The 14,335-nt window shown below is 43.4% G+C and carries 13 protein-coding genes and 2 pseudogenes; 4 read left to right on the top strand and 11 right to left on the bottom strand.

From position 1 onward, the window contains the following. Positions 1–5: 5 nt before the first annotated feature. The 8 genes from JNUCC1_RS16640 to JNUCC1_RS16605 all read right to left on the bottom strand — a co-directional run bounded on the left by JNUCC1_RS16640 (position 6) and on the right by JNUCC1_RS16605 (position 6,406). Positions 6–824 (bottom strand): purine-nucleoside phosphorylase, encoded by an 819-nt coding sequence (locus tag JNUCC1_RS16640; RefSeq protein ID WP_156646679.1) that lies wholly within the window; start codon positions 822–824, stop codon positions 6–8. A gap of 12 nt (positions 825–836) precedes the next feature. Next, positions 837–2,015, bottom strand: coding sequence for a phosphopentomutase (deoB, locus tag JNUCC1_RS16635; RefSeq protein ID WP_156646677.1), 1,179 nt, complete (start codon positions 2,013–2,015; stop codon positions 837–839). 59 nt (positions 2,016–2,074) lie between these two features. Then, positions 2,075–2,968, bottom strand: coding sequence for a site-specific tyrosine recombinase XerD (xerD, locus tag JNUCC1_RS16630; protein WP_156646675.1), 894 nt, complete (start codon positions 2,966–2,968; stop codon positions 2,075–2,077). A 4-nt stretch (positions 2,969–2,972) separates the two neighbouring features. Further along, positions 2,973–3,179: a DUF4227 family protein gene (locus JNUCC1_RS16625; protein ID WP_156646673.1), complete on the bottom strand. Its 207-nt coding sequence runs from the start codon at positions 3,177–3,179 to the stop codon at positions 2,973–2,975. Between the two features lie 174 nt (positions 3,180–3,353). After that, positions 3,354–3,809, bottom strand: coding sequence for a ferric iron uptake transcriptional regulator (gene fur, locus JNUCC1_RS16620; protein WP_156646671.1), 456 nt, complete (start codon positions 3,807–3,809; stop codon positions 3,354–3,356). Between the two features lie 116 nt (positions 3,810–3,925). Continuing rightward, complete coding sequence (gene spoIIM, locus JNUCC1_RS16615) at positions 3,926–4,570, bottom strand: stage II sporulation protein M (RefSeq protein ID WP_156646669.1); 645 nt, start codon at positions 4,568–4,570, stop codon at positions 3,926–3,928. A gap of 87 nt (positions 4,571–4,657) precedes the next feature. Then, the gene (locus JNUCC1_RS16610) at positions 4,658–5,833 is read right to left on the bottom strand and encodes an endonuclease Q family protein (RefSeq protein WP_156647167.1); all 1,176 of its coding nucleotides are present in this window, start codon (positions 5,831–5,833) and stop codon (positions 4,658–4,660) included. Positions 5,834–5,842: 9 nt separating this feature from the next. Then, positions 5,843–6,406, bottom strand: a complete 564-nt coding sequence (locus JNUCC1_RS16605) for an NUDIX domain-containing protein (RefSeq protein WP_156646667.1) — start codon at positions 6,404–6,406, stop codon at positions 5,843–5,845. 129 nt (positions 6,407–6,535) lie between these two features. On the opposite strand from JNUCC1_RS16605, the gene JNUCC1_RS16600 reads away from it, so the two are divergent. Beyond that, on the top strand, positions 6,536–7,456 hold the full coding sequence (locus JNUCC1_RS16600; protein WP_156646665.1) for an aldo/keto reductase: 921 nt from the start codon (positions 6,536–6,538) through the stop codon (positions 7,454–7,456). 11 nt (positions 7,457–7,467) lie between these two features. Here the strand turns inward: JNUCC1_RS16600 and JNUCC1_RS16595 are convergent. Both JNUCC1_RS16595 and JNUCC1_RS16590 read right to left on the bottom strand, forming a co-directional pair. Next, a pseudogene (locus JNUCC1_RS16595) lies at positions 7,468–8,735 on the bottom strand (Y-family DNA polymerase). A 108-nt stretch (positions 8,736–8,843) separates the two neighbouring features. Further along, a complete protein-coding gene (locus JNUCC1_RS16590; RefSeq protein WP_231784260.1) occupies positions 8,844–9,713 on the bottom strand; it encodes an MBL fold metallo-hydrolase in 870 nt (289 codons plus the stop codon). Positions 9,714–9,953: 240 nt separating this feature from the next. Here JNUCC1_RS16590 and JNUCC1_RS16585 point away from each other — a divergent pair, with 240 nt between their 5' ends. From JNUCC1_RS16585 to JNUCC1_RS16575, 3 genes and pseudogenes are all read left to right on the top strand, one after another. After that, positions 9,954–10,709: a glycerophosphodiester phosphodiesterase gene (locus JNUCC1_RS16585; protein WP_156646663.1), complete on the top strand. Its 756-nt coding sequence runs from the start codon at positions 9,954–9,956 to the stop codon at positions 10,707–10,709. Between the two features lie 27 nt (positions 10,710–10,736). Beyond that, positions 10,737–11,674: pseudogene (gene rnz / locus JNUCC1_RS16580) on the top strand (ribonuclease Z). 2 nt (positions 11,675–11,676) lie between these two features. Further along, positions 11,677–13,038 carry an aldehyde dehydrogenase gene (locus JNUCC1_RS16575; RefSeq protein ID WP_331713897.1) on the top strand — a complete coding sequence of 454 codons (1,362 nt, stop codon included), beginning with the start codon at positions 11,677–11,679 and terminating at the stop codon, positions 13,036–13,038. Positions 13,039–13,081: 43 nt separating this feature from the next. Here the strand turns inward: JNUCC1_RS16575 and JNUCC1_RS16570 are convergent, their stop codons facing one another. Next, complete coding sequence (locus JNUCC1_RS16570) at positions 13,082–14,320, bottom strand: DNA polymerase IV (protein ID WP_156646661.1); 1,239 nt, start codon at positions 14,318–14,320, stop codon at positions 13,082–13,084. Positions 14,321–14,335: the final 15 nt, after the last annotated feature.

Genomic DNA, 14,335 nt, shown 5'->3' with positions numbered 1-14,335 from the left:
CATTCTTATTGTGGTAATGTTTGAATGATTTTTTTAACAAGCTTTATGAAATTACCTTTTACCTTTTCAGTTGTTTCGATGACCTCGTCGTGTGTGAGCGGCTGATCAAGAATGCCCGCAGCCATGTTGGAGATACAGGAAATTCCAAGCACCTTCATGCCTGTATGTGCTGCGGCGATAACCTCGGGAACGGTAGACATTCCAACAGCATCGCCTCCCATCATTCTAAGCATACGGACTTCTGCAGGTGTTTCATAAACAGGTCCTGTGTTGGCGACATATACCCCTTTTTGTATATCCATTCCCAGATCGTCAGCACACTTACTTGCATGATCAATATAAGACTCTGTATAAACACGCGACATATCGGGAAAACGTACCCCTGCGTCATCATCATTCGGACCGATCAGCGGATTATTTCCCATATTGTTGATATGATCGGTTAGTATCATCAGATCTCCAGGTGTGAACGCTGTATTAACGCCGCCGGCAGCATTGGTAACCAAAAGCTTATCAACACCAAGCTGGTTCATAACCCTCACAGGAAATGTCACTTCCTGCATGGTATAGCCTTCATAGTAATGAAAGCGCCCCTGCATAGCAAGGACCTGTCTACCTTCGAACATGCCACAGACCAAACGTCCTTTATGACCGGAAACTGTCGACTCCGGAAAATGAGGTATGTCTTTATAATCAATCACAACTGGTTCTTCGATCGAATCAGCAAGCACCCCAAGACCGGAGCCGAGAATCAACCCGATCTCTGGTGCAGCGTTTAACTTTGACTTAATATATGAAACAGATTCATTCAGTTGTTCCTTCATGTCATCATCCCCCTATTTAATCTCTTTAAGAAAACTCTTGCCATGCTCAGGCATTTTGATGTCAAAGTTCTCCGAGACGGTTGCCCCCACATCAGCGAAAGTTTCTCTGAGCGGAATGTGTTTTCCTTCTTTAATTTGTTTGTGGTAAACGACCAAAGGCACGTATTCCCGCGTGTGATCTGTGCCATGATGGATCGGGTCATTGCCATGGTCGGCTGTAATGATGAGCAGGTCATCGTCAGTCATTTTTTCCAGCACCTCCGGCAAGCGCTGATCAAAGGCTTCAAGCGCATTTCCATAGCCTTCCGGATCACGTCGGTGGCCGAATTTCGCATCAAAATCAACCAGATTCAAAAAGCTTAATCCAGTAAAATCTTGATCCAATGTGTCGACAATCTTTGTCATCCCGTCGTCATTATCAGCAGTCCGGATCGCTTCTGTCACGCCCTCGCCATCATAAATATCAGAAATTTTCCCAATAGCTATGACATCAAGTCCACTGTCTTTCATCTCATTCATAACCGTGCGTCCAAATGGTTTCAATGCATAATCATGACGGTTTGATGTGCGTTCAAAAGCACCAGGTTGTCCAATAAATGGCCGAGCAATAACCCGTCCCACCATATATTTCTCATCCAGTGTCAGTTCCCTGGCAACTTCACAAATCCGGTAAAGCTCATCAATTGGCACAATATCCTCATGCGCAGCGATTTGCAGGACAGAGTCTGCGGATGTATAAACAATGAGTGCTCCTGTTTCCATATGTTCTTTTCCCAGTTCTTTAATGATTTCCGTGCCGGAAGCTGGTTTGTTTCCAATAGATTTGCGCCCAGTCCGCTCTTCCAAATCATCAAGAAGTTCCTGAGGAAACCCGTCCGGAAATGTGCGGAAAGGCTGTTGGATATTAAGTCCCATGAGTTCCCAATGACCTGTCATCGTATCTTTGCCGTTTGAAGCTTCCTGCATTTTGGTATAATGGGCTTCAGCTGTTTCAACTCGACCAATACCTTTAATAGGTTCAATGTTTCCAAGGCCAAGCGCTTCCATATTGGGCATGCGAAGGCCATTCATATGTTCAGCAATATGCCCGAGCGTGTGTGCTCCAAGATCGTTGAATTTTTCTGCATCAGGGGCTTCTCCAATTCCTACAGAATCCATAACAATTAAAAATACACGTTTAAATGGTTGCATAATACATTACCTCCTAAATATCAGTTACCCGTTCATAGCCTTTGATGAACATTGATGTGTCACGCTCGAGGATGATAGGCCTTATACATATCTTTAAGCCTGCTCTTCGTGACGTGTGTGTATATTTGCGTCGTTGAGATATCCGCATGTCCAAGCATTTCCTGAACCGCCCGCAAATCTGCACCATTTTCAAGAAGATGTGTTGCAAATGAGTGCCTTAATGTGTGTGGTGTGATCTTTTTCTTAATACCCGCCTCTTTCGATATCGCTTTGAGCACCTTCCAAAAGCCTTGTCTTGACAAAGGTCTTCCGTGCTGGTTAACAAACAGCACGTTACTGTCTTCATTCCGCTTGGCGAGCTTTCTGCGTGCGTTTTGCAAATAAAGTTCTACTGCTTCTTGTGCAACTTCCCCAAGAGGGACAATGCGTTCTTTGTTCCCCTTTCCAAGGCACCGAACAAACCCCATGGTTAAGTGTAAATCACTGACTTTTAATGTAATCAATTCCGTCACTCTCAGCCCTGTTGCATAAAGCACTTCCAGCATTGCCTTGTTTCTAAGGCCGAGCGGAGTGCGATCGTGAATATCAAGGAGTAAGCCCACTTCATCAGTGGATAGAATTGCAGGCAGCTTTCGCTCTTTTCGTGGAATTTCTATATGCAGGGAAGCATCATGCGTCACAACGCCATCACGTAATAGAAACTGATGAAAAGAGCGTATGGAAGAAACCATGCGTGCAATTGTAGCTGGAGACCTTCCATCCATGTTCAATTTTTGAAGAAACTGCAAAATATTTTGCCTTGTAATCGTTTCCCAATCTGGTTGTTCAAGTGTACCTATGACAAATTGTTTGTATTGATTCAGATCTCTTCGGTAAGACTTCAATGTATTTTCCGACAAACCCCGTTCCACTTGAATATAATGAAAAAAATCATTGTAACCAGACTCCAGCATGTAGCTACTCCCCTAACCGAAAAAATAAATTTAACCGGTCCAACAACGTTTGTTCTTGACCAAACACTTTTACAGACTGCCCCTCCGGCGGATCATACCTGTGAAATTGCTCGTACTCTGCATGCATCATACGAAGACCAGTATAAAATAAAACCGTGCACGCCAAGAAGATAAAAAACACTTTAAATGTATCCCACACAAGCTGTTTCATATGGCATATCTCCCTTTATTTGGTAAAAAACCGTATCATTAAAAGATATGCCATATTTTTATTATAATATACATCCATACAAGAAACTAATCTTTACGCTCCTGTCACAAGGAGAAATCTATGTACACAAAAATAAACGCCTTTCTTCCATATTGAAAAAAGGCACTTACATGTTTAACTGGTGCTGACCATCACTTCCTGACATTGCCGGCATACACCATGAAATGTCAAGCGGTGATCCTTCACTTGAAAACCCCAGTCTTTTTCAACTATTTTTTCCACGTCAACAAGTAAATCATCCATAATCTCTTCAACAGATCCACATTCTACACAAATCAAGTGATGGTGAAAATGCTCTGCGCCTTCTTTGCGAAGATCATATCGTGAAACACCATCGCCAAAATTGATTTTGTCAACAACTTTCAGTTCAGACAAGAGCTCCAGCGTCCGGTACACCGTAGCCAAGCCAATTTCAGGTGCTTTTTCTTTAACAAGCAAATAAATTTCTTCAGCACTCAAGTGGTCTTGTTCCCGTTCGATCAGGACACGCACTGTCGCTTCCCGTTGCGGTGTCAATTTATAATTTTGTGCATGGAGTTGTTTTTTAATGTTATCGATACGGTGTTCCATAGCAAACTCCTCCCTTATTCCCTTTCTTTATTATAGGCCCATCAAGAAACAACTGTCAAAAATAATCAGTTGAACTAAATAACTATAATGATTCCCAGATTATAATAGTTATTATATTATAACGCACTATACAATGCTTTGACAACCACTTTCATCCCTTGATGTGCTATAAAGGCCTCCAGAAGGGCAGCAATAAACGAAAACATTAATAAAACGGCAAAGGTCCCAGCGTATACTCCAAGCGGTCTCAAGATCGATTGGCGAATATTACGACTGAACAGCCGGTGCAATAATGTTAAAGAAAAAATCATAGACAAACTGCCTGCCGCAAGATAAATGGGAATGATAATCAAATTTTGCGGTGCAATGGATAAAGCAGACAATAGAAGGCCATTCCAGCTTAATTGATTGACAATGAAACCGACCGTAAAACCCACAACAAGTCCTTTGGTAAATAATAACACCCAGACCAACGGAAGTCCGATGACGGACAACCCGAGTATAAAAAGCAACAAAATATATTTGATGTGATATAAAAAGCTGTCCATCAAAACCGTCTTTGTTTCAGAGTTTTCCTGCTGCAGAAGCTGATCAAAAAAACGGTCAAGGTAAAATGCCAGATCTTGCTTTTGCGCAAAGCCCATACTATTAACAATAACGGCTCCAAATACAACGCCCGTCAAAAATAAAATGACCATAAACAGGTAAACAGTCGCATGTTCTTTAATGTGGTTAAGCATCAATTGTTTTTTCATATACATCCATCTTCCTCCATTCAATAGAATCAGTCTATTAATAAAATCTATGATGGTTGATGGATAAAAAGAACAATTGATGGACGAGCCATTTTAATCTGCAGAAACTGACCCGTATTTACCACCGCCGCCTGCTTTTATCTGCAGCTCGCCACGGCGCATTGCGATGATCGCTTTAGCCAGTTTGGCAGGCACAATTTCTACTAATTCATCTTCCGCTGCAAAGTGAATCACATTCATTTCTGTTTTAAAATGTTCGAGTAGCTTTTCGAATGTTTTTGGACCAAGAGAAGGTAGATACTCAAGGGGAACTTGATAGACATAAGGAGGGCGCTCTTGCGTTCGTTGTGAGCCTTCTATCGTTTGAAGTTCTTTTATGCGATCCGCAACACCCTTGACAACCTTTGTAGAGCCACACGCTTCACAGACCTTTGCTTGAGGTGAAAGTTGTGTAAGACACTTTTGACAGACTGTCGTATGATATTTACCCAGCTGTGGATTCATACCGTAGTTGCTGATAACCCTCCGGCCATTCACCTCATGCATAGCCCAATAAAATTCCTTAAACGTGATTTCTTCCATTGCGATTTCCTGATACTCCCGCCCAATTTTTGCTAAAGAATGTGCGTCAGAATTGGAGACATACGTATATCGGCGTAATTCCTGTATGTGATCAGCCATTTCTGTATCTGCACTTAATCCAAGTTCGACAGCATCTATCAGATCGCGGTCGAGCACTTCACTTAACGACCAGGCGACACCTTTGCCATATAAACTTTTAAATGGAGTAAAAACATGCGCTGGAATAAAGATACCAGACAGCTCCTTAACCTTATACTGCAGATCCTTAGCTGTGCCATAGTATCGCTGGGAGCTTAACGTAATATTAGTCATTCTCTGTTCCAGCCATTCCGTGAACATTGCCATTTTCTCAAGGGACGGCAAATATGCCAACACATGAATGGGACCTCGGCAATTGTCATCATACACCTCGATTTCTGAGCCGAGCAGCAGTGTGACATTTTCAAATTGAATTCCGCCATCTTCCAGTTCCACTGCCTGTTCATTGGCCAGAAGCGTTTTAATTTCCTCCTGGACTGCCGGCGCATGACAGTCAATAATTCCGATAAGTTGGATTCCTTTATTGCGGCTTGCTTCTTTTAAAATGTTTGTTAACGTCAAACGACTTGACGCAGTGATTTTTACAGGTTTATTGTAAATGTCTCTACCGATGTGAATATGCAAATCGGCGAAAACGCTCTTTAGCATCAACGATAATCAACTCCGTTTATTGAGGTGCGGCCAATTCAGCGATGCCAGATATAATACCGCATAATTTGTTTTGGCGTCATGGATGCGTTCTTCTTTAACACACTTTTCGGCCTCCTCAAGTGTCATTTCTATGATGTCAATAAATTCATCATCGTCTCCAGCAATTGTTTCTTCCAGTTTGATGATGTTTTTTGCGAGATAAATATGCATAAGTTCATCCGCAAAACCCGGCGACGTGTAAAATGACGCAACGTATTCAAGCTCATGGGTCGTGTAGCCTGTTTCTTCTTCCAGCTCGCGGACAGCTGTTTTTTCCGGTGCTTCATCCTGTTCAAGCTTTCCGGCCGGGATTTCAATGATTGACTTTTCCAGCGGCTTCCGGTATTGTTCGACAAACACTATTTTGCCCTCTTCCGTTATCGGAATGACGGCAACCGCTCCGGAGTGCTCAACACGCTCTCGTTTCGCTGTATTGCCATCAGGCAGGCGGACATCATCCACATGAACTTTAATGATCTTCCCATCATAAATGCTTTGAGAATCAAGCGTTTTTTCCTCAAACTTCTTCATCTCCCATAGCCTCCGTTCTTATTATTGTTTAACCCCATTTTACCATACCCCGAAGTGAAATGGTTGTAATTCAGAAAGCCCGTTTCTACAATATAGATACATCTTATAAATGAACTGGAGGTTATCATCATGCAAAAAAATCGACTGGGGCAATCGTCTGTCCATGTCTCCAATCTGACACTGGGATGCATGTCACTTGGAACAGATCCAGACAATGTGGCATCATTGATCGACCAGGCGCTTGACGCTGGCATTAATCATCTCGATACTGCCGACTTATATGATTTCGGCATGAATGAAACATTGATCGGTGACGCGATTCATGAGCGGCGCAAAGATATTGTACTCACCTCAAAAGTTGGCAATCATTTTGATGCCACTAAAAAAGACTGGTTTTGGGACCCCTCCAAAGACCATATCAAAAACGGCCTTAAAGAAAGCTTGCGCCGCCTGCAAACCGATTATCTCGATGTGTATATGCTTCACGGAGGTACAATTGATGACCCGATTGACGAATCGATTGCGGCATTTGAAGAATTAAAAGAGGAAGGTCTTATTCTTGCATATGGTATTTCATCCATACGTTCCAATGTTATCCGGGAATATGTCCAGCGTTCGAATATGGATGTCGTTATGATGCAATACAGTTTGCTGGACCGGCGGCCGGAAGAAGCGATGTTGGACTTACTTCATGAGCATAATATCAGTGTACTCGCCCGCGGTCCGCTTGCCAAAGGTATTTTAGCCGATGGGGGGAGCAGACAGCTTGATGCAAAAGCGCAAGATGGGCTTCTCGGTTACAGCTATCCCGAATTGGAAATGATTCATGAAGAATTGAGCCGGATAGGCGGATTCGGCAACACCCGCAATGAACTTGCACTTAAATACGTCTTAAGACACCCGGCCGTTGCAAGTGCGGTATTTGGAGCAAGTTCACCAGAACAAATCAAAGCCAATACAGATTGGAAGACCGAAGAGCCGCTTTCCAAAGATTTATACCATCAACTGGCAGGGCTGACGAAACCCATTCAATACACAAATCACCGGTAAAGACACTTTGTTCACTCAGCATAATGCCCGCCCACCAATTTGGAGCGGGCTAATGCTGTTCCTGCCGGTGTGAACGATACAGCGCGCAGCAGCGCGTCACTGCCATAGGTATTTCGTATCTGATCAACCGTATAGCTCAACGTATGTTCTTTAGCGCGATCTCTGGCAAATAAATCAAGCTGGATATGATCATCGTCACATATATTTTCCAAACTGACCGCGATACTGCGGACCGTTTTTTCTGTGTAAAATTTACGGAACAAATACATGGAGGCACGGTAAATGTCCATTGTCAGATTTGTAGGGGTGGCAATCGTCAGTGACCGATGAAATCCGCCACCTCCTTCTGTTTTGCTGTAGCCAATTCCAAGGCTGATGGTGCGACCGGCATGGGCGTGGGTTCGCGCCCGCTTTCCCACCTCTTCGCATATCTCCAAAATCACACATGCAACATCTTCTGGACGATGGTAATCCCGAAGCAAAATTTGGCTTTTTCCGTAACTTTTCTGCCCTTCCAATATCGGCGCTCCCAGCTCAGACAGATCGATGCCGTTAGCGTGATAATAAAGCTGGTTGCCCATCACGCCAAATGTCTTCTCCAAACGCGAAAGTGAATAATTAGCAAGCTGACCAACAGTAGTAATTCCCAAGCGATTCAGCCGTTGTTCAAGGCGGGAACCGATGCCCCACATTTTTGACAGAGGTGTAACAGGCCACAATTTGTCAGGTATATCTGCGTAGGTCCAATGTGCAATGCCCGTTTGTTTCGCCTCAAGATCCAGGCACAATTTGGCCAGCAGCATGTTCGGTCCGATTCCGATTGCAGCAGTAAGGCCAAATGTATCTTCAAGTTCTTCGATAATGTCCGCAGCAAGTGCTTCCGGCCTCCCCACAAATGTTCTGTCCCCAAAAGCTCCAAAAAACTTTCGTCAACACTATATGTGTGAATGGCTTCTTTTGGAACATATTTGTGGAACAGACGGGTGATTTCAGTCGACACACGCAAATACAAATTCATTTGTGCTGAGACTACAACAATTCTTTCATCATCCGGGATCTCAAATAGCCGGCTCCCCGTCCGAATATCAAAATCGCGTTTCAAAGCAGGAGATGCCGCGAGCACAACACTTCCTCTCCGGTTTATATCAGCGACGACTGCCAGATGAGCGGTTAGTGGATCAAGCCCCTTCGCCAGCGCTGCACAACTTGCATAGAAACTTTTCATGTCCACACACAGCACACGGCGTTCTGCATTTGAATATTTCTCAATCTCCGTCATTTGAACATTCTCCTCTTTCGTCAGTTGCTTATGGCCTCAGTATACACGAATGTACGTTCTGTTTCTATGTTAAATCTTTACCAATTTAAAGCAACCGACTAAAAGCAATCATTGTGAGACGGGGATGGCTTGGTAGATTAATTTCTGGTCCTCTAGCGGCTGGATAAGTCCTTGATCCTCTAGAAAGTCAATCTGTCCAAGCGTTTCGGACATGGTTAAATTCAACTGTTTTTCATATTGCCGAGGGAAGATTGCCCGGCATATGTCAAACGGAGTCAACGCTTTTTGATGGAGCAGTTTCAAAACTTGATCTGCACGTTCTTCCTGCTTTTTCAGCTGCTTGTCAGTCGTCTCCCTCACATCAGAAAAACACCGTCCATGCCCTGGCAAAACTTGGCTGACCCCCAATCCCACACATTTCCGGACGTTTTCGCGGTACTGCAACAGCGGTTTTGGGCGCGGATTACCAGGCTCAATAAGCGGGTTAGGGGATATGTGATGCAATAAATGGTCTCCGCCAACCAGAACGCCACTTTGCGGGCGCCAAAAAGACAGATGGGTCTGCGCATGTCCTTTTGTTTCAATTACCTCCCATCCAGGATGGCCCGGCAGATTTTCCCCTTCATGCAAGGGTGTCGTCAACTCGCCAATGCCTGAATATACCAAAGGAGCCCTTAAGCCATGGAGGGCGTTATGGTATTCTTCAGGTATGCTGCACTGGTTAAACAAATCATAAAAGAATTGTTCGTACCGCTGTAAATATGTCTCATCTCTCATCAGCCAAGGCTGTAACCCTTCATCCCCGGAGATATATTGAGCCCGCGGAAATTCATCAACCAGTCCTGTATGATCTGGATGATGATGCGTTAAAACGACTTGCTCAACGTCTTCAGGTCCATAACCAAGCTGGCGCAACCCGGACTTCAACACCTCCCACGCTTCTTTTGTTTTTACGCCTGCATCTATTAATGTCAGCATGTCCCTTTAAGGACATACACATGCACATCACCAACTGCAAAAGGAGTCGGTAGGGTAATCTGATGAATGGTTTCACCAAGTATCGTCATATGTATAAAACCTCCGAAAATGAATGGTTATTCAGTATGTGTTTATTTTACGCTTAAAAAGGTTAAAAGTCACTTAAAGACATTTGAACCCGGCTGGGCAGAAATTGACTTTTAACAAGAAATCCAAGACAATTAAACGAGAGGTGACTTTATGCAAACGATGATTATTGCCCACCGGGGTGCGAGTAAACAGGCGCCTGAAAACACGCTGCCGGCTTTTGATTTGGCCTGGCAAGCAGGGGCTGAAGGCATTGAAACAGATGTCCAGCTCACAAAAGACCACGTGCCTGTGCTCATACATGATGAAAGAATTAACCGAACGACAAACGGTAGCGGTTATGTTAAAGATTACACATTTAATGAGTTAAAACAATTTGATGCAGGCGGCTGGTTTGACAAAAGCTTTTCCGGAACCGGAATCATATCCTTGGATGACTTTCTGAACTGGCTTTCTGATAAGCCGCTTTATTTAAATCTGGAACTTAAGAATAATAAAATAGAGTATAAAGACTTGGAAGTGATTGTGGTTGAACACCTCAATCATTATCGTATATTAAACGATACAACGCTGTCTTCCTTTAATCCACATAGCATCGAGCGTCTGAACCAAATGAATCCGGAGATTGACACAGCTCTTCTTGTTTCCAAGAAAAGAGGCGCAGATGTGGTTCAAAAAGCACACTCAATTGGAGCCAAGAGTTTGCATATTAAATATAAATTTTTAACGCCGGCTCTTGCAGCTCAATGCAGACAAAAAAACATCGCTTTAAGAGTCTTTACGGTTAACAGTTCAAGGCGCATGGCTCATTGTTTTCAAACAGCGTGTACAGGAATCTTCACGGATCTGCCTGACAAAGCGCTTCAATTCAGGCATGTATTTAACAATCATGCACCTCGCCACCATTAAATATGTATATAAAGAGGAAGTGACGATATGGAGCTCGTTTTTCTTGGAACCGGGGCGGGCATGCCCTCAAAACAGCGCAACGTCTCAAGCATCGCGCTGACGCTCCATCAGGAAAACAATCATATTTGGCTGTTTGACTGCGGAGAAGCAACCCAACATCAGATTCTCAACACACCCATTAAACCTGGAAAAATCAACAAAATTTTCATCACGCATATGCATGGTGACCATATATTCGGTCTTCCAGGCGTCTTGAGCAGCCGCTCACACCAAGGAGGAAAAGACGAATTGACGATCTATGGGCCACGGGGGTTCAGGAGTTTGTCCAGACAACACTGAAGTTATCCCATACAAAATTGGGATACCCGCTGACCTTTGTCGAGCTATACGAAGGCGAAATCTTTTCCGATCAGCAATTTACGGTTTATTGTCAAAGACTTGAACACGGGGTGCCGAGCTACGGGTTTCGAATTGAAGAAAAAGATAAAATGGGTGAACTGCTCGTTGATCAACTTAAAGATGCAGACATACAGCCGGGTCCTGTCTATCAACAGATCAAAGACAACCCTTCCACCACCTTGCCCGATGGCCGCATCATCCACAGAGAAGATTATATAGGCCCACCTAAACAAGGAAGGCATTTAGCTCTTATTGGAGACACACGCTTAAGCCGTGATTACATGGATTTGATTAAAAATGTTGATGTGCTTGTTCATGAAGCTACTTTTTCACAGCAGGATGCCCATCTGGCGCATCGGTACTTTCACACTGCCATCGGGGATGCAGCACATCTGGCATCGGAAGCAAGTGCGGCTCAGCTTGTGTTAACACATATTTCATCCAGATATCATATGAACGATCACCCGCAATTATTAGCTGAAGCCAAGGATGTTTTTCCAAATACGATCATTGCTCATGACTTTATGACAGTACCTGTATCTGACCAAGGGAGGAGAAAAAAGTGAGTATACATGAAATTGCAGCAAAACAAAAAACGTATTTTTTCAAAGGTGAAACACGATCATACAGTTTCAGAACAGCTCAATTGAAATCATTGAAAAAAATGCTGAAACAATATGAAAAACAAATTTATCAAGCACTGAAAGACGATTTAAACAAATCCAAACATGAAACCCTGACAACCGAACTGGGCATTTTGTACACTGAAATTGATTTTGCATTGAAACATTTAAAAGATTGGATGAAACCTGAGAAGGTGGAAGCCCCAATTACGCATAAAGGCACAGAGAACAAGATTTATAAAGAACCATTCGGCGTATGTCTCGTAATCGCACCTTGGAATTACCCTTTACAGCTCGCCCTTGCACCTGTCATAGGTGCGATTGCAGCAGGAAATTGCGTTGTGTTAAAACCATCCGAACATGCTCAAGCAACATCTGCTTTACTGAAGAGAATGATAGAAACGACATTTGAGTCTGCTTATATAACCGTTGTAGAAGGCGAAAAAGAGGTCAGTGAACAATTGCTTCAAGAACCATTTGATTACGTGTTTTTCACGGGTAGTTCTCAAGTCGGCAAAAAAGTGATGGAGCAAGCAAGCCGGCAGCTGATCCCTGTCACATTGGAACTCGGTGGCAAAAGTCCTGCTATTGTAGATCAAGATGCAAACATTGACCTTGCAGCCAAGCGCATCGTATGGGGCAAATTCACCAACGCAGGTCAAACCTGTGTTGCGCCAGATTACATTTATGTTCATAAAGATATCGAAAAACGTCTGCTCAAAAAACTCAAAAAATATATCATGTCATTTTACGGTAAACGCCCGCTTCAAAACAAAGACTATGTTAAAATCATCCATAAAGCCCATTTTTCACGGTTAAAAGCTTTTCTGAGCGAAGGCACAATTGTACATGGCGGCGGGTCAGATCCGGACACAAGAAAAATTGAACCAACAATATTAAAAGATATCACATGGCATGATAATGTTATGCAGGAAGAAATTTTCGGGCCGATCTTGCCAATTCTGACGTTTGCACAGTTGGACCAAGTCATAGATAAAATAGCCGAAGACGACCACCCCCTTGCTCTATACTATTTCGGGGAAGAGACAGAGCGGCAAAACCAGGTTATTGACCGAATTCAGTTTGGTGGGGGTTCAATCAACGACTCCCTTTATCATCTCGGCAATCCGCATTTACCTTTTGGCGGAATTGGCACAAGCGGCATGGGAGCTTACCATGGAAAATATAGCTTTGAAACCTTTACACACCGAAAAAGCGTCATGAAGCAATCCACCAAATTTGATTTACCTTTTCGCTATCCAGGTGGAAAACTTTCACATGCCATTGTTAAACGTCTGATGAAATAAAAAAACAAAAAAGTAGCGCAAAGGCATTTTGAATGCTTTTGCGCTACTTTTTTCTATAATCGTCGAGAAAATCTTTTTGAAAGCTGGTTCGGATATCATGTCCTTCTGAAGGATCCATTTTTTTAAACGTATCTGATCCATATTTTTTTGAAAGGTTCTCAACCACTGATTGCAATTTCGCCTTCTGCTCTTCTTTTTGATACGTGAAGAGATCAAGCTGATAGGCAATGTGAGCTTTTTCTGCAGCCTCCTGCAAAGTAACGCCAATCAGCCGGACAGGATTTTCATTCCAATGCTGAAAAAATAAATCACATGCAATTTGCTTAATATCATCTGCATTATCAATATAGGTTTGCAGCTTGCGGCTGCGGGTGACGGTTTGCCGATCATCATAACGGATCATAATTTGAACAGTCCGTCCCGCGGCCTCTTTTCGTTTAAGTCGCCGCTCAACATTATCTGCTAAGGCATGAATCAGTGAAACAATTTCTTGTTCATCTGTCGTATCATGGGGCAGTGTTTGCGAACTGCCAATACTTTTAAACTCATTGACGGATTCAGGATCTACTGGCCGTGGGTCAATCCCATTGGCTCGATTTTTCAAGCGCTCACCATTCACACCAAGCACTTGTTTCAAACTGTATCTGTCAGCTTTTGCGAGTTCGCCTATCGTTGTGATCTTAATACCCTTTAACTTCTCAGCTGTTTTATCGCCTACCCCATACATGGTTTCGATAGGCTCAGGCCATAACTTCACAGGGAGATCCCGCTTTCTCAGTATGGTGATGCCTAAAGGCTTCTTCATGTCAGAAGCCATTTTAGCGAGAAATTTATTCGGGCCGATGCCTATGCTGCAAGGTAAGTCCAGTGTATCCAATACATTTTTCTGTAACGCTTCAGCAATCTGAACAGGATGCATCTGGACATCGGTTACATCCAGATAGCCTTCATCGATCGAAACAGGTTCTACCAAAGGGGTGATGTCTGCAAGCATTTGAAACAATTGTTTCGATGCGGCTCGGTAGCGGTCAAAGTTCGGACGCATCACGAGTAACTCCGGACACAGCTTTTTAGCCTCCCACAATGGCATTGTTGTTTTGACCCCTTTTGCCCGTGCCTCATAACTGCTCGTTACGACAATCCCTTTTCGTTCCTCTGGATTGCCGGCAATAGCCAACGCTTTTCCCTTCAAATCAGGATTATAAGCCATTTCCACAGAAGCGTAAAAACAATTCATATCAATGTGAAAAATAATACGGGCTTTATTTTGCAATGTGCTCATTTAAATCGATCCTTT

The organism is Lentibacillus sp. JNUCC-1, assembly GCF_009741735.1.
In the GTDB taxonomy this organism is placed as follows: Bacteria; Bacillota; Bacilli; order Bacillales; family Amphibacillaceae; genus Lentibacillus_B.
Note: the sequence above shows the minus strand (reverse complement) of the source record. Positions and strands in the feature narration are given on the sequence as shown.

Bases quoted from the DNA above. Each gene is read 5' to 3' on its own strand.
- JNUCC1_RS16600 (WP_156646665.1), top strand. From the start codon at position 6,536: ATGCAAAAAAATCGACTGGGGCAATCGTCTGTCCATGTCTCCAATCTG.
- JNUCC1_RS16625 (WP_156646673.1), bottom strand. From the start codon at position 3,179: ATGAAACAGCTTGTGTGGGATACATTTAAAGTGTTTTTTATCTTCTTG.
- JNUCC1_RS16590 (WP_231784260.1), bottom strand. From the start codon at position 9,713: ATGCTGACATTAATAGATGCAGGCGTAAAAACAAAAGAAGCGTGGGAG.
- JNUCC1_RS16570 (WP_156646661.1), bottom strand. From the start codon at position 14,320: ATGAGCACATTGCAAAATAAAGCCCGTATTATTTTTCACATTGATATG.
- JNUCC1_RS16610 (WP_156647167.1), bottom strand. From the start codon at position 5,833: ATGCTAAAGAGCGTTTTCGCCGATTTGCATATTCACATCGGTAGAGAC.
- deoB (WP_156646677.1), bottom strand. From the start codon at position 2,015: ATGCAACCATTTAAACGTGTATTTTTAATTGTTATGGATTCTGTAGGA.
- spoIIM (WP_156646669.1), bottom strand. From the start codon at position 4,570: ATGTATATGAAAAAACAATTGATGCTTAACCACATTAAAGAACATGCG.
- fur (WP_156646671.1), bottom strand. From the start codon at position 3,809: ATGGAACACCGTATCGATAACATTAAAAAACAACTCCATGCACAAAAT.
- JNUCC1_RS16605 (WP_156646667.1), bottom strand. From the start codon at position 6,406: ATGAAGAAGTTTGAGGAAAAAACGCTTGATTCTCAAAGCATTTATGAT.
- JNUCC1_RS16585 (WP_156646663.1), top strand. From the start codon at position 9,954: ATGCAAACGATGATTATTGCCCACCGGGGTGCGAGTAAACAGGCGCCT.
- xerD (WP_156646675.1), bottom strand. From the start codon at position 2,968: ATGCTGGAGTCTGGTTACAATGATTTTTTTCATTATATTCAAGTGGAA.
- JNUCC1_RS16640 (WP_156646679.1), bottom strand. From the start codon at position 824: ATGAAGGAACAACTGAATGAATCTGTTTCATATATTAAGTCAAAGTTA.